We start from the raw sequence: 15892 nt of genomic DNA on the forward strand, positions 1-15892 counted from the left end.
TGTGATCCTGCTGGCCTGCGGGATCGCGTTCTACGGCATACGCGCCATCGGCAATTCCGGGGACCTGGTGATCCGTCTGTACGACGGACCGCTGATGGGCATCAACCATGCGCGGGCCGCCCACGCGGCGCTGCATGAGGCCCGCCTCGTGCTCCAGCGAAACCTGCTCGCGGGCAGCTCGGGCGAACAGGTCAAGAAGTTCGAGGATCTGGTGCGCAGCAGCTTCGAAGATCTGAAAGTCGTGCGCGAACGCACCTCATCGCCGAATGTCACGAATGTCCGCGAGAAGGTCGAGGGCCAGCTCAAGGAGTGGTCCAGCGGCTCGCTGAAGATTCTCAAGTCGTCCGCCGGCGGTACAACGGAGATTCCGACCAGCTTCCTGCTCGCGCAACAGGGCGACCGGTTGATGACGTCGATCGACGATCTCGTCGAGCTTGTCGCGGCTTACGGCTATGAATATCGCACGGAGGCGGAAGCAGCGGTCAATTCGGCCCGCACCACGATGGTGTCAGTGGCGGTCGGGACGGCGCTGATCGGACTCGTCATCGCGCTCGCCTTCACTTACTCGATGAGCCGGCCGATTTCGGCCGCAGTCCGGATCGCCGAACGCGTGGCAGCCGGCAACTTCATGGACGATATATCCGTCCGTCGTCGCGACGAGCTCGGTCGGCTCCTGAAGTCTCTGGCCGTGATGCAATCCAGCCTGAAAGCCCGCGCCGATGAAGACTTGGCCTTGATCGCCGCCAAAGATCAGAGCAGCGCCGCGCAGATCGGCCGCCGGCAACGTATGGAGGCCGAGATCGATGCGTTCCGCGCCGCCTTCAGCTCCGCGCTCAGCCACACCGACCGCATGACCGGGGAGTTGATGGACACGGCGCAGAACCTGGCCGAGACGGCGCGCGTCGCTGGCACACAGTCGAGCGAGGCGGCTTCGACTGCCAAGGAAACGTCGAGCAACGTCCAGACCGTTGCGACCGCCGCGAGCGAACTCGGTGAGTCCGTGCAGGCCATTAGCTCTCAGCTGGCCGACGCCTCCACAATCGTCCAACGCGCCTCCGGTATGGCGGAGTCCGCCAACCAGACCATCGGCAGGCTCGCAAGCGCGGCACAGCAGATCGACGAAGTGGTCGGCTTCATCCGGACCATTGCCGGACAGACCAACCTGCTTGCGCTCAACGCCACCATCGAGGCCGCGCGGGCCGGCGAGGCGGGTCGGGGCTTTGCCGTCGTCGCGTCGGAGGTCAAGGCGCTTGCAACCCAGACTGCGAAAGCAACCGAGGAGATTTCGTCGCAAATCAACGAGGTGCAGTTGGCGACACGGCACGCAGTCGACAACGTTGGAGCGATCGCCTTGATCATTGGCGACATCGACAGTTTCACAGGCCGGATCGCCGCGGCTGTCAGTCAGCAGAATGCGGCGGCGGGAGAGATCTCCAGAAGTATCGGTCAGGCCGCGACTGGTACGGCCCAGGTTGCCCGAAGCATTGCCGGAACGGCCGAAGCTACGGATAATGCCAACCGTTCCGCCGACATGGTTCTGGCAACCGCCCACGATCTGTCCAGCCAGGCGGCACAGCTGCGCTCGTCGGTGAATCGCTTCCTCGCCAACGTGGCGGCTTGAGCAGTCCTTGCGTAGATTTCAGTTGGCGATCGCGGCCAGCTATTCAGCGCGGGTCTGCGCGGCAAGGCAATGAACGTTTGGAACCCCCAGACGTTAGCCCGGTGGATGGCAGCCGGATGCACCATCCGGCCTGACGATGCGGCCACGGAGTTCCATTCTTGCTCAAACTGTACAGGTGGCCGTCCGACGACTGGCAGAAGATCGGCGCGCAGATGCCGTCCGAGATCATCTGGGCTGATCTTTTGGACGCGACCGCGGAGGAAAAGCAGTTCGTCGAACGATTGCTCGGGATACGCGTTCCGTCCGAGGATTCGCTCAGCGAGATCGAAGCGTCGAGCCGCCTGATCCTCGACAACGGCACGCTCTATCTCAGCTCGCCGGCGGTTCGGCTCAACGAGGACAACGAGGCCGAGATCACGCCGGTGGGATTCGTCATCGGCCCGCGCGTGCTGGTGACGGTGCGCTTCGCGCAGCTGCCGATCTTTGACGACATTGGCAAGCGTATCGGTTCCGATGACAGCCTGGAGAACGGCATGTGCGTGTTCACCAGCCTGGTCGAGGCCATGGTCGATCGCGGCGCCGATGTCCTTGAGCATCTCGGCGCAAAGGTCGACAGGCTCTCGCGCGGCGTCTTCAAGGGCGGGCTGGTTCGCACCAAGCGGCCGGTCCGCTCCAGCCGCAGGATGCGCGAGGCGCTGGAGAACATCGGCGAGTTGGCCGATCGGCTCGCCAAGGCGCGCGATGTCCTGCTTGGCGTCGGCCGCATCGCCGCGTTTGCCGGCGATGTCGGGAGTGAATGGATCACGGCCGCGTCGAAGAAGCGCCTCGAGGCCGTCTCCAAGGATGTCGTCTCGCTCGGCGATTACGAGACGCGATTGTCGGACAAGATCCAGCTTCTGCTCGATGCCGTGCTCGGCTTCATCAACATCCAGCAGAACGAGCTGTTCAAGATATTGACGATCGTCTCGGTCGTCGGCGTGCCTCCCACGATTCTGGTCGGCATCTGGGGCATGAACTTCAAGCACATGCCGGAGCTGGACTGGACGTTCGGCTATCCGCTGGCGTGGCTCGCCATCATCGCCAGCGGCGTGCTGCCGCTGATCTGGTTCAAGCGGCGCGGCTGGTTCGAATGAAGCCGCGGCGCACCGTTCGAAAACGATGCGCCGCTTTTTCCGGATCAGGCGACTTCGACGGCGAGTTTGCCGATCCAGTCGCGGGCGAGCGTCACGTCCGCTTGCGACAATTGATGGCCCGCCGGCAACACCTTGTGTTCGACCCGCGCTCCGGCTCCCGACAACAACGAGGCTAGCTTCGCGGAATTGCTCGGCGGAACGATCGGATCAGCCTGCCCTGACAGAAGCAGGACGGGCTTGCCGCCGAGCTCAGCCTTCGGCGGATCCGACAGCGGCACCATGGCGCGGAGCAGGATCGCGCCTGCCAGCACGTCCGGCTCCAGCAGCAACAGCGCGGCTGCGATGTTGGCGCCGTTGGAGAAGCCGACCGCGACCGGCGCGGCTAGGCCATATCGCTGCCGCGCCTCCGCGACGAAGCCGCCGAGTTCGTGCGCGCGGCGGCGCACGTCGTCCTCGTCGAACACGCCCTCGGCCAGGCGGCGGAAGAAACGCGGCATGCCGTGCTCGAGCACGCGGCCGCGCGGCGAGAGCAGGGCCGCGCCGGGCGAGACCATCTTGCCAAGCCCGAGCAGATCGTTCTCGTCGCCGCCGGTGCCGTGCAGCAGCAGGAGCGGAGGGGAGCCCGCGCCGGTCGCGGGCTCGAAGCGATGGACGAATGAATTCTCGGTCACGACGCCCTCTCTTCCAAATTCGGCAGAACACCCTCGATCTGCTTGCGCTGCCCTTCGAGGAAGCTCGGCAGCTTGAGGTCGCGTCCCAGCGTCGCGACGGGCTCGTCGACGGCGAAGCCGGGGATGTCGGTCGCGATCTCGAACAGCACGCCGCCAGGCTCGCGGAAGTAGATCGAGCGGAAGTAGTTGCGGTCCCTCTGCTCGGTCGGGTGCAGGCCGTGATCGCTCACGAGCCTTTGCACCATCTTCCCCTGCTCGGCGTCATCGGCCGCGCGGAAGGCGATGTGATGCACGGAGCCGCCACCTTGGTGCCCGCGCAAAAAGCCCTTGGCCTCGTAGATGTCGACGACGCTGCCTTCGACATCGCCCGGTGCCTTGAAGCGGATCACGGAGCCTTCGCGCGCCGTCTCCTTGAAGCCGAACACGTCGGTGAGGACGGCCGCCGTCTTTGCCGCGCTGTCGAGCAGCAAGGTCACCCCGTGGAAGCCGCGGATCGCATGCTCGGCCGGCACGTCGCCATTGCTCCAGCCGGGCTCGCTCTCGGCACCGGGAATGCCGACCAGCGCGAGTGCCATGCCATCAGGGTCTGTGAACGGCAGCACGGATTCGCCAAAGCGCTTCTCCAGCGCCTCGTAGGCGATGCCCTTCTCGACGAAGCGCTGCGTCCAATAGCCGAGCGAGCGTTGCGGCACGCGGAGGGCGGTCTGGTGGGTCTCGCCGACGCCGCGCCGCCCGGCTGGCACACCGGCCCAGGGAAAGAAGGTCAGGATGGTGCCGGGGCGGCCGGTCTCGTCGCCATAGTAGAAGTGATAGGTGCCGGGATCGTCGAAATTGACCGTCTTCTTGACGAAGCGCAGGCCGAGATCCCGGATGTAGAAGCCGAAATTCCTGATCGGGTCGCCGGCGATCGCGGTCACGTGGTGCAGTCCAGACATTGTCGTCCTCCAAAGCTCGGGGAGCGGTCTTGCTCTGACCCGAAATATCGTTCCGCTTTGGATTGGAGACAATCCATGCAAATATGACGTCTATGTCTACGATTTGGAAACAATCGCCGGCGCCAGCCCATGGATAAGGTCGCCAGCCTCCGGGCCTTCGTAAAGGTGGTCGAAAGCGGCAGTTTTGCCGAGGCGGGCCGGCAGTTGCGGCTGTCACGCTCGGCGATCAGCAAATACATCGCGGACCTCGAAGAGAGCCTCGGCGTGCAGCTCCTGAACCGGACCACGCGCCATGCGAGCCCGACCGAGAATGGCCAGCGCTATTTCGAGCGCGCGGTCGTGATCCTGTCGGAGATCGAGGCCGCCGACCAGGCCGTGGCGCAAGCCCAGTCGGCGCCGCGCGGCCTGTTGCGCGTCAACGCGCCGATGTCGTTCGGTACCCTGCGGCTCGGGCCGGTGCTCGCCGATTTCATGGCGCGATATCCGGAGCTGCAGCTCCAGCTCGTGCTCAGCGACGATCTGCTCGATCCCGTCCAGGACGGTTTTGACGTGACCTTGCGGATCGCGGAATTGGAATCATCGAGTTTGATCGCGCGAAAAATCATGCCGGTGGCGCGCATGATCTGCGCTTCACCTGATTATCTCGCACGTCACGGCACGCCGAGACATCCGCAGGATCTGCGCGGCCACGCCTCGCTGACCTACGGCTTCCTGCTGACGGGCAATCAGTGGAAGCTCACCGGCACCGACGGCGATCACTGGATCCAGCCGGCTTGGTCGCTCTGCGTCAACAATGCCGAAGTGCTGCGCGACGTCGCGATCAAGGGCAGGGGGCTCGCGCTGCTCCCGGAGTTCATCGCCGCCGATGCCTTGAGGAAAGGCGAACTGCGAACGGTGCTGAACGATTATTCCGCGCCGCCGCTCGCGCTCTATGCGGTCTATCCGCCGACCCAGCATCTCTCGGTGAAAGTGCGGCTGTTCATCGATTTTCTGGTTGAGCGGTTTGGCCGGGAAAACGAACCTGATGCGCGCAGACGCACTGAGGGATCAACCGGTCGATGAGATGAACGCCGCTGGAGCTTGGTGGAGAGGAGATCGGCCCGGTGGGCCCATCGCCTTCAATAGCTGCCACTAGATTGGGCAAAAAGACTCAGTTTGCCTAAGTGTTGCGCGCTGCAAGCCTGCAAATCAATCAGCCAAATGATTGATTTCAATATGCATTCCTGCACGATTGATTGCACATCTCGCCATTTTCTTTCGGGCTCCCGAAGCCAACACTTCTTGTGCTCACGGCGGAAGGCACGCAGCGAGGCGCGAAGACCACGAGGATGCCGATGCAATTGATCAATGAAGCGATATCGAATCCAAAGGTGAAGCGCGCCATCGAACTCGCGATCGGGCCGCTGCTGCTGTTCGCGTTGTGGTGGATCGCGTTCAAGGGGCAGCTGGTCAACAAGGATCTGCTGCCGTCGCCGGTCGACACGCTGCGCGACACCGCGGCCAGCATCGCCGCCGGAAAGATGACCGGCGATTTCGTCCACACCATCGCGCGCGTCGGCTATTCGACCCTGATCGCCGTGGTTGCCGGTGTCCCCATCGGTATCGTACTCGGTGCCAGGGCCGCGATCTATCGTTCGGTCGAATTCCTGGTGGACTTCTTCCGCTCCACGCCGGCGACCGCATTGTTTCCGCTGTTCCTGCTGCTCTTCGGCCTTGGCGATTTTGCCAAGATTGCAGTCGCCGCTTTCGCCGCCTGGCTCGTTATTATCTTCAACGTCGCCTACGGCGTGATGAATGCTCGTCAGACCCGCATCCTCGCAGCGCGCTCAATGGGGGCGTCGTCGCTCCGCATTTTCAAGGACGTTATCTTCTACGAAACCTTGCCGCAGACCTTCATCGGCCTGCGTACCGCGGTGTCGCTTGCGCTGGTCGTGATTATCGTCGCCGAGATGTTCATAGGCGCGACCGATGGCATCGGTCACCGCATCATCGACGCGCAGATCTCGTACTCGCTCACCGACATGTACGGCTCCATTCTGATCGCAGGCGCGATGGGATACGGGCTCAACCTCGTGCTTCTGACGATCGAACGTTCGCTCATTCACTGGTCCGGCAAATAGACCGCTTAATCAAAACGAAGAGGCCATCATGCAGATGAAGAGATTCCTTGGAGCATTCGCAGCTTCCACGTTCCTGCTCGGCGTGACCGGCGCACATGCGGCCTGCGAAAAGACCGAGAAGGTGACGGCGGTCTGGTTGCCGATCATGCAGACCACCGCCTATTACGTCGCGCTCGAAGAGAAGCTGTTCGAGAAGGCCTGCATCGAGATCGTTTCCACCAAGATGGAAGCGCCGAACCAGATCATCGACGCGCTGATCGCGGAGCGCGCGGACTTCGGTCCGCCCGGCGCGGCGGCCGGCATCGCGATGATCGCGGAGGCCAAATTTCCCGGCAAGCTGAAGGTGTTCGGGCTGCAGGGCGGGGGCATCGCCGTTGATCGCATCAATGACGGCCTGATCGTCAAGCCTGACAGCCCGATCAAGAGCTTTGCCGACTTGAAGGGGAAATCGCTCGGTCACGTTCCGGGTATTCAGTGGCGCACCATCTCCCGCCACATGGTCCGATCGGCGGGCCTCGATCCCGACACCGACGTCAAGCTGGTCGATCTCGCGGTCGCCATGCAGATTCCTGCCGTGGTCGGCGGCACGGTCGATGCGACGCTGTCGCTCGAGCCGGTCGGATCGATCGCCGTCGCTTCGGGCAAGGCGGCCCGCGCCATGACCAATCCGGTCGCGCGCGTGATTGCGGATCCGTTCTATTCCGGAGCTTCGCTCATGACCACGAAGTTCTTGAAAGAGCGGCCTGACGCGGCGCGCAAGGTGGTGGCCGTCCTCGACGAGGCGACCGACCTCGTCAACGCCAATTTCGCAAAGTACAAGCCGATCCTCACCAAATACACACCCACCAAGGAAGATCAGCTCGACTTTCTGGCGCAGCCCCTTCTACGCGGTTTCAAGGACCTCAACGAGACCGACATGAGGTCGTACCAGGCGTTGGTCGACATCTTCATCAAGGAAGGCGTGGTGGCAGGCCCAATCAACGTCAAGGACAAGATCCTTGCCAAGTCCGATCTCGGAAACTGAGTGGACATTCCGATGGGGAAAGTGACCGCGATCCGCAACGTGGGCCAGCCAGAAACCGAGAGCCCGTCACCGGTCCTGTCGCGCAAACCGCGGCAGGCCGATGTGACCGTGCGTGGACTGAGCAAGAGCTTTCAGGGCACGACGATCTACGACGACTTCTCGATCGACCTTCCGATGGGAAAGTTCATCTCGGTATTCGGCCCGAACGGCTGCGGCAAGAGCACCTTCATCAACATGATCTCCGGCCTGATGCCAATGGACGCGGGTGAGGTGCTTTACGACGGCCAGACCATCCGCGACACCAGGATATCGTACGTCTTCCAGAACTACAGAGAGGCGCTGTTTCCCTGGATGCGCGCGATCGACAACATCCATTATCCCCTGAAAGTGATCGGGGTGGACCGCAAGGAGCGCCGCCAGCGTGTCGAAAAGCTGCTCGCCGATTTCGACGTGCCGTTCGACCTCAACGCCTATCCCTACACGCTATCCGGAGGCCAGCAGCAGACGGTTTCGATCCTGCGAGCGCTGGTGACGGAACCCGAGGTGCTATTCCTCGACGAGCCTTTCTCTGCGCTGGATTACGAGATGACGCTGTTCATGCGCGAACGGCTCCAGCACATCTTCATGAAGCTGAAAACGACGATGCTGCTCGTATCGCACGATCTCGAGGAGGCCATACAGCTCGCTGACGAGGTCGTGCTGCTGACGCGTCGACCGACGCGAGTAGCGGAAGTTGTTCCGGTGGATCTGCCTTGGCCGCGCGACCTCGACGTCACCACCGGCGAGGGATTCATCAAGCTGAAACGCCATTGCCTCGACCGCTTCTGGCGGGAAGTCAAACGGGACTAATTCGATCAATCTTCGAAAGATGGAGACCAACATGACGAAGCGCCGTTTCCGCGCTGCCGCCGTCCAGACGCTCGCCCGCTTGGGAGACTTTGACCACAACATCGCGTTGGCGACGCAATACGTCGAGGATGCGGTGAGGCAGGGAGCCGAGCTGGTGGTGTTCCCCGAATGCATGGACACCGGTTACCTCTTCGACTCGGTCGAGCATTGCCGTGAACTCGCCGAGACCATGAAGGACGGCCCGTTCGTGACGGCGTTGTCCGCGCTCGCCAAAAAGCACCGCATCTACATCGCCAGCGGCGTCACCGAGTGGGATCCGGACAAGGAGAAGATATTCAATACCGGCATCATGTTCGGCCGAAACGGCGAGACCGTCTGTCATTACCACAAGCAGTTCCTTGCCACGCACGATCAGAATTGGTTTGCGTTCGGCGAGCGCGGCTGCCCGGTGGTGGATACCGACCTCGGAAAGATAGGCCTGTTGATTTGCTTTGACGGACGCATTCCCGAGATCTTCCGCTCGATGGCGCTGCAGGGTGCCGAAGTAATCGTCGACATGGCGAATTTCTTCAGCATGGACCAGGCGGACATGTGGGGCCCGGCGCGCAGCTACGAGAACGGCCTGTGGCTCGTGGCCGCCACCAAGGCCGGCTATGAGCGGTCGATCTACTATCCCGGCGGCAGCATGATCGTCGATCCCAAAGGACGCGTGCTGTCGAAGGTGCCGTACGATACGCACGGTATGGCCGTCGCCGATATCGATCTCGACGCCGCGAACGACAAATCGATCTATTCGGCGAACGACAAGATCGCTGATCGCCGCCCCGAGACTTACGGCCTGATGGCGCTGCCTTATGAGAAGACGCCGGTCTACAGGATCGCGGAGCAGCCGCTGATCCCGGCGAAATCCGTTGCCAAGGTCGCGGCCGTGCAGATGCACGTCACCAAGGACAGTCCGGCCGAAGACGTGTTCGATATGGTCGATCACGCGGCCAAGCTCGGCATCAAGGTCCTCACGCTGCCGGAGTACGCATTCTGTCCGACCGCCATTCCGAACGCGGCGGAGGCCGCGGTGCTGGCCGACCAAACGCCGACTTTGCTGGCGAGGATGGCCGCGATCTCGTCCCGCTACCACTGCCTGATCGCACTCCCTACGGTGGAGCGCGCCGCAGCCGGACTGTACGTGACGACGTTCCTGATCGGGCCGGACGGGAAGGAGGCTGGGAAGTACCGCAAGACCCATCTGACAGCCGAGGAGCGGAAATGGGCAAGGGCGGGCGATGAATATCCGGTGTTCGAGACGCCATTCGGCCGCATCGGCATCATGTCCGGCTATGACGTGGTATTCCCGGAGGTCTCGCGTTGCCTCGGCATCGCGGCTGCCGATATCATCTTGTGGCCAGCCTCGCTGCGCGAGCCGTTCGAACGCGAACTGCTGGCCGTTCCGAGGGCCGAGGACAATCGCGTAGCGGTGGTGCTGGCGAACCGCGTCGATTCGCCCTATCCGGGCGGCAGCCTCGTGATCCCGCCGACGGGATTTCCGCTATGGGACATCAACGTCGTAGCGCCGCGCGTTCTCAAGCTCGGCGCTGTCATGCCCAAGCACATCGATCTCGCGGTCTGCCGGCAGAAGCTGATGATCCCGAAGGTCGACATGTTCGCGAACCGGCTGGTCGAGACCTACGCCCCGATCATCGCCGCCTGACGGTTGCGGTACCGGCCGATATGCCCGAAAGTGGCGAGTGTTAGATGCCAAAGCTCGCGAACGGGCATATCAGGACGGCCGAGGTGGCAAAGGCTGCGCGAACTCTGCGTTACAATTGGGACGACGTCATCTTCTTCCTGGAGGTTGCGCGCACCCGCAATCTCGTTCGCGCGGGCCAGAAGTTGAAGGTCGACCACACGACCGTCAGCCGTCGGGTGAGAGAACTCGAACGCAGCCTCAACAACACGCTGTTCAAGCGCAGCAAGGCAGGCTTCGCCCTGACCGAAGCGGGTGTGCGGCTGCTCCAGTTTGCCGAAGGCATGGAGAACAACGCCAACGCCATCATCGAGACCGTGGTCGGTTCCGAGAACGCGGACGCCGCCGGAGCAGTGCGAATTGCGGCCATGGAAGGCATCGGCAGCATGTACCTGACGAGATGCATGGCCGCCTTCAACAAGGCGTGGCCCTCGATCCAGGTCGAGTTAATCACCGATACCCGCCTCCTCGACATGACGCGGCGCGAGGCCGACATCTTCATCAGCTTCTTCAAGCCAAAGGGAAGGCGACTCTCAGTGAAGAAGATCGGCGAGTTCAGGAGCTTTCTCTACGCTTCCAGCGGTTACCTGCATCGCGCACAGGCACCTTCCGACCTGAAGGACCTCGACAATCACGACTTCGTCGATTTCATTGACGAGCACATCCACATCAAGGAGAACCGCTGGCTGTCCGACATCCTGCGGCCGGCCCACGTCGTCTTCCGCAGTACCAGCCTGGTCTCACAATATGTGGCCGCATCGAACGGGCTCGGCATCGCCATGCTGCCGTCCTACGTAGCCGCCCACAACAAGGATCTGCACCCGATCCTGCCCAGCTATTTTTCCGTCCGCGACATCTGGTTATCCGTCCACGAGGACCTGCTGCACATCTCCCGCATCAAGGCTTTGATGGGGTTCCTCGAGAAACGCGTCGCGGCAGATGTCGATTTCCTGATGTCGGCGAGCCATCACGCCTAGGCATAAGGCCCGTTGCCCGAAGCGCTAGTGACCGAACGCTGTTAGGCCGGCCGGAGCAGATCGTCCAGCGCGCTCATCGAGGCCTCTCGAAGCACGGCGAGCTCGCGGGCGGCGCTCTGGGATTCGGGAGAGGACATCGAGGCTGCTGCCAGCTCGACCTCGCGGCTGCGCTCGAACAGGCGGACGAGGCCGAGCGCACTCGCGCCGCTACCGAGTTGGTGTGCGGATCGCGCGAGCTGCGCGGGATCGCCAGTCGCCGCAGCCCTAGTGATGTCCTCGATCAGCTTTTCGCTCGTCTCTTCCAGCAGGTCGTGGAGTTTTGCGATCTGCGCTGCGCCCAGCAGCTCCTTCTGGTCATCGAGGAAATGCCGGTCGATCAAAGCGCCTGCCGCGAGCTGCGCCGCGGCCGGCTGGTTCTGGGCATCGTCCTCGATCGCCTCGCGCAGCGCATTGATCAGGATCGGCTTGCTGACGATCCTGGCAATGCCTGCCCCCGCGAGCCGCTCGCGGGCGCGGCGCGACATGTCGGCGGTTACCGCGATGATGCGCGGCATGGTCGGCAGACCGAGCGTTCGGATCCGCGATGCCGCCTCGACGCCGTCCATGTCGGGCATGTGCAGATCCATCAGGATGATGTCGAATGCCTGATCGCGCGCGTGAGCGATGGCCGACGCGCCGTTCGTGGCGATGGTGGCGTGGTAGCCGAGCCTCTTCAACATCGCTTCGCCGACCTCGCAATTGACGGGGTCGTCGTCGACCAGCAGCACGCGAAGCTGCCGCGATGGCGGCTGAACCGCCCCTTGCGCGATGTCGTTCGCGGCGAGGCCAAGCGGTACCTCAAGCATGAACGAGCTGCCCGTACCCGGCGTGCTCGCCACCGTCAACTCGCCGCGCATCAGGCGGGTGAGGCGCCGCGCGATCGCGAGGCCCAGGCCGGTGCCGCCAAACCGCCGCGCGATGCTGTCGTCGGCCTGGACGAGATCCTCGAAGATCCGCTCGTGCATGTCGGGCGCGATGCCGATGCCGGTATCGCGAACGGTGATGCGCAGCAGCACATGATCGTCATGTGCCTCGGCGGCCGCGCTCAAGCCGATGCCGCCGCGCGGCGTGAACTTGATCGCATTGCCGATCAGATTGAGCAGAATGCGATTGAGCCGAACCGGGTCGCCGTGCGCGGAGGTATTGACCGTCGCATCGCAGGCGAGATCGAAGGAGAGACCCTTGTGAGAGGCCTGCGGACGCATCAGATCGGCCGCCGTTTCGACGAGCTGGTCGAGGCGGAAATCGCGGGTCTCCAGAGTCTCGGCGCTGGCCTCCAGGCGCGCATATTCGAGGATGCCGTCGACCAGCGCGATCAACGTTTCGCCCGACGCGGCCGCGGTCGTGAGGTGGCGCCGCTGCGCTTCGCCGAGGCTGCCGTCGTCGAGCAGTTGCAGCACCCCCATGACGCCGTTCAGCGGCGTGCGCAGCTCGTGGCTGACGACCGCGAGAAAGCGCGATTTGGTCGCGTTGGCCGCGACCGCCGCGCTGCGCGCGCGCTCGGCGGCATCGTGCTCGGCAAGGGCCTGGTCGCGGGTCTTTTCCAGTTCGGAGGTGCGCTCGATCACTTTGCGCTCGAGCGTCGCATAGGATTCGCGCAAGTGAGCGGCCATCCGGTTGAACTGATCGCCGAGCGCCTCCAGCTCGTCGCCGGTCTTGATCGCGAGCCGCAGGCCGAGGTCGCCGCTGCCGATCCGCCGCGCGCCCTGCGTCAGGATCTGGATCGGCACGGTCATGCGCCGGCTCAGAAAGAGAGAGACCAGCACCGCACATGCCAACAGGATGACCAGCAGAAAAGTCGAGCGTCCGATCGACGCATAGATCGGCGCATAGGCCTCGGTGAGCGGCAGCTCGACGAACACCAGCCAGCCCAGCGAGGGGACCGTCGCATAGGTCGACAGCACGCGTTGACCGGACAGATCCTCCTTGACCAGGCCGCCGGAGGGCGGCCCGACGCCATCGAGCGCGGCGCGGACGTCGGCATGGCCGGAGAGATCGCTGCGGCGCAGTGCCGGCCACAAATCGGGATGCGCGATCAGCAACCCCATCCGATCGACCACATAGGCCTTGCCGGTGTTGCCCACCCTGATCCCGGCGACGAGGTCCCAGATGAAGCGAAGATTGACTTCGGCGACAATCACATCGGGCGTCAGGCCGGTTCCGCGCGTGGCGAGCGTCATGAACGGTTCGGTGTCTCCGAGGAAATAGACCGGCCCGTAATAGGCGCGGCTTTCATTGGCGCCGCGGAAGGCATGCGAAGCAGAGAGGTCGGCCTTGCTGCCGATCCTGTCCGCGACACGGCGCGACACGCGCACCTGCTCGCGGCCTTGGGCGTCGAGCTCGGCGATTTCCGCGATCGCCGGCGAGAGGCGCAGGAGGCGGATGGCGTTCAGCCGCTGGTCCTCGTTCGTGGACAGCTCCGGCGGCAGGCGCGAGAGCCATCTGATCTGGTTTTCGATCTGGCCAATGAACTGGCCGATCTGGATGGCGGCGCTTGCTGCCTGCTCGCGCTGGGTCGCCGCGAGTAGCTGTTTCTGCTCGCGATAGGAGAACCAGACGTCGAAGCCGGTGTTGATGGCGAGCGCGGCGAAAGCGAGCGCGACGATCGAGTAGAGGTATTTGCGGAACAGCCGGCCGGGAGGTGGCCGCAAATCTCCCTGGTCGATCGTCTCGTTCACTCGCGGATCTCGTCGGCGCGCGCGAGCAGCGTGAATGGTATGGTCAAATCCAGCGTGCGGGCGACCGTGCGGTTGATCAGGAGTTCGTATTTCCGCGGCGATTGCACCGGCAGATCGCCGGCCTTGGTGCCGCGCAGGATGAGATCGACATAGTCAGCCGAGCGCACTTCGAGCGTCGGCCCGTAGCTCATCAGGCCGCCCGCATCCATGAAATAATAGAACGGGTAAATCGTGGGCACGCGATATTTGGCCGCCGCGGCCACCGCAGCCTGCCGGTGGACCACCAGGAAGCTGTCGACCAGCGCAATCATCGCCGCCTTGGGCGGTTCGGAGAAGGGCCTGACGGCTTCGTCGATCTCGGTTGGCGCGCTGACGGGGGCGGGGACCACGGACACGCCGGCCAGTGCTGCCTCTTGCTCGATGGAATCGAGGAAGAAGCGGCCGCCGCGAGGCGTGGTCGCCGGGTTGTACAGAATACCGACGCGCGCAAGATCCGGCACCGCCTCGCGAATGAGCTGAAGCCATTTGCCGCCCATCTCGGCGCTGCTGTTGGTGAAGCCGGTCACGTTGCCGCCGGGATGGGCGAGGCTTTCGACGAAGCCGTTGCCGACGGGATCGTTGGCGGTCGCGAACACGATCGGGATGGTTTTGGTGGCCGCCAGGACTGCTGCGGTTTCGACCGTCGAGCCGGTCAGGATCACATCCGGCTTGAGCGCCAGCAATTCCTGGACCGCGGTTTTCAGTCTGTCCGGCGCGCCGAAGGTCGAACGGAGTTCGAGGCGGAAATTGACGCCTTCGACCCAGCCTCGCTGCCTCAAGCCCACGATGAGGCCGCCCAGGCGGGAGGTCGGGCTGTCGATCATGCTCCTTCTGGTCAGTTCGTCGTCAAGCGGCAACGCCGTCAGCGATGCCACGATCCGCACGCGATCAGATGTTGCGCCCAGCGCCAGCCATCCTGCGGCGGTCGTGCCCGCAAGGCGAATGAACCCGCGGCGATCGACCGCGAGAGCGGAAGGCCGTTCGGTCATGAAAGTCTTTGCATGATGCTTTGCCCCAAGCCGATGCTTAGCGCGAACGGCCGGCATCCACAATTGATGAAAAATTGCGTTTGTGACTGCTCATTCGCAGCGTTTGGCAGCCCGATACCGTATTCCTACGCCGCCAAAGAGTCGCTGTTCGAACCTTGCCTCCTCCGTGACACCTTGTAACGCACTGCGGCGTTGCAGCATTTTCCGTCTCGGTCGTGATGACGGTTCGGGGAGGCTGATTTCGTAGCTGCTGATTTTTGAAGCGTTGTTTCAAATTTTTTCGAAGGTTTTCGATGCGCAAGATCTATCTCGTTCCGGCCCTCGTCGGCCTGCTCACCTCCGTTGCAGCGGGCCCCCTTGCGGCCCAGGGCGCCGTACCGAAGCAGAAAGCTGCGACGGCACCGAGAGCCGCCGCCGGTGCCGCTCCCGCAGCATCCGGGACGCCGGTCGCTGCCGGCGCGACGTCGGCAGCCGGGGCCGAGACAGCGGCCCCGGACGACAAGTCCAAGGCGATCGACTCCAAGGCGATCGACGGCTTCCGCTCGGCCAAGTTCGGGATGAGCGAGGCCGACGTGCGCGCGGCGATAGCCAAGGATTTCGGCGCGAAGCCCGACGCCGTCAGGGCGCAGGACAATGCATCCGAGCTGACGCACAGCCTGCTCTATTCGGCGCCCGAGCTGCTGCCGAACGGCGGCACCGCGGAGCTCTCCTACGTGTTCGGCTACAAGTCGAAGTCTCTGATCCAGGTCGGCGCGGTCTGGTCGAAGGGCACCGACGCGGCGATCACGCCGGAGAAGCTGTTCTCCAACGCCAACATCCTGCGCGCCCATTTCCTCAGCGAGGGCTTCAAGCCCGACTCCATCGCGGTCAACATGCCCGTCAACGGCGGCATCGTGATGTTCCGCGGCAGCGACGCCAAGGACCGCTCGGTCATTTTGCTTCTCCAGGGCACGTTCGAGAACAAGGACAACAACCAGCGAGTGCTGACGCCTACCAGCCTGCTGCTGTTCTACGTGGCCGACGCCAAGAGCCCGGACATCTTCAAGCTGCCGCCCGGCCAGTTCTGATGCCGCGCT

13 protein-coding genes are annotated in these 15892 nt (G+C 63.5%); 9 read left to right on the forward strand and 4 right to left on the reverse strand.

From position 1 onward, the window contains the following. Nucleotide 1 precedes the first annotated feature (1 nt). Nucleotides 2-1621, forward strand: coding sequence for a methyl-accepting chemotaxis protein (locus N551_RS0124930; RefSeq protein ID WP_197031189.1), 1620 nt, complete (start codon nt 2-4; stop codon nt 1619-1621). 158 nt (nt 1622-1779) lie between these two features. Further along, a complete protein-coding gene (locus N551_RS0124935) occupies nt 1780-2754 on the forward strand; it encodes a magnesium transporter CorA family protein (protein ID WP_027569214.1) in 975 nt (324 codons plus the stop codon). A gap of 44 nt (nt 2755-2798) precedes the next feature. On the opposite strand, the gene N551_RS0124940 is transcribed toward N551_RS0124935, so the two are convergent. Together N551_RS0124940 and N551_RS0124945 are read right to left on the reverse strand one after the other, a co-directional pair. After that, nucleotides 2799-3425: an alpha/beta hydrolase gene (locus tag N551_RS0124940; protein ID WP_027569215.1), complete on the reverse strand. Its 627-nt coding sequence runs from the start codon at nt 3423-3425 to the stop codon at nt 2799-2801. Beyond that, nucleotides 3422-4360, reverse strand: coding sequence for a ring-cleaving dioxygenase (locus N551_RS0124945; protein WP_027569216.1), 939 nt, complete (start codon nt 4358-4360; stop codon nt 3422-3424). Before N551_RS0124945 ends, N551_RS0124940 begins: the two co-directional genes overlap by 4 nt. 129 nt (nt 4361-4489) lie before the next feature. Here N551_RS0124945 and N551_RS0124950 point away from each other — a divergent pair, with 129 nt between their 5' ends. From N551_RS0124950 to N551_RS0124975, 6 genes are all read left to right on the forward strand, one after another. Beyond that, nucleotides 4490-5422: a LysR family transcriptional regulator gene (locus tag N551_RS0124950; protein WP_027569217.1), complete on the forward strand. Its 933-nt coding sequence runs from the start codon at nt 4490-4492 to the stop codon at nt 5420-5422. 272 nt (nt 5423-5694) lie between these two features. Next, the gene (locus N551_RS0124955; RefSeq protein ID WP_027569218.1) at nt 5695-6480 is read left to right on the forward strand and encodes an ABC transporter permease; all 786 of its coding nucleotides are present in this window, start codon (nt 5695-5697) and stop codon (nt 6478-6480) included. Nucleotides 6481-6508: 28 nt separating this feature from the next. Next, complete coding sequence (locus N551_RS36230) at nt 6509-7504, forward strand: ABC transporter substrate-binding protein (protein ID WP_245287845.1); 996 nt, start codon at nt 6509-6511, stop codon at nt 7502-7504. Nucleotides 7505-7516: 12 nt separating this feature from the next. Then, nucleotides 7517-8353: an ABC transporter ATP-binding protein gene (locus N551_RS0124965; protein ID WP_035963096.1), complete on the forward strand. Its 837-nt coding sequence runs from the start codon at nt 7517-7519 to the stop codon at nt 8351-8353. A 31-nt stretch (nt 8354-8384) separates the two neighbouring features. Continuing rightward, nucleotides 8385-10058, forward strand: a complete 1674-nt coding sequence (locus N551_RS0124970) for a carbon-nitrogen hydrolase family protein (protein WP_027569220.1) — start codon at nt 8385-8387, stop codon at nt 10056-10058. A 44-nt stretch (nt 10059-10102) separates the two neighbouring features. Next, nucleotides 10103-11071, forward strand: a complete 969-nt coding sequence (locus N551_RS0124975; protein WP_027569221.1) for a LysR family transcriptional regulator — start codon at nt 10103-10105, stop codon at nt 11069-11071. A 41-nt stretch (nt 11072-11112) separates the two neighbouring features. On the opposite strand, the gene N551_RS0124980 is transcribed toward N551_RS0124975, so the two are convergent. Next, complete coding sequence (locus N551_RS0124980) at nt 11113-13788, reverse strand: hybrid sensor histidine kinase/response regulator (protein ID WP_027569222.1); 2676 nt, start codon at nt 13786-13788, stop codon at nt 11113-11115. After that, nucleotides 13785-14816, reverse strand: coding sequence for an ABC transporter substrate-binding protein (locus tag N551_RS0124985; RefSeq protein WP_027569223.1), 1032 nt, complete (start codon nt 14814-14816; stop codon nt 13785-13787). The genes N551_RS0124980 and N551_RS0124985 overlap by 4 nt, the downstream gene beginning before the upstream one ends. Before the next feature lie 293 nt (nt 14817-15109). Here N551_RS0124985 and N551_RS0124990 point away from each other — a divergent pair, with 293 nt between their 5' ends. Next, complete coding sequence (locus N551_RS0124990) at nt 15110-15883, forward strand: hypothetical protein (RefSeq protein WP_027569224.1); 774 nt, start codon at nt 15110-15112, stop codon at nt 15881-15883. Nucleotides 15884-15892: the final 9 nt, after the last annotated feature.

The organism is Bradyrhizobium sp. URHA0013 (assembly GCF_000518345.1).
Lineage (GTDB): Bacteria > Pseudomonadota > Alphaproteobacteria > Rhizobiales > Xanthobacteraceae > Bradyrhizobium.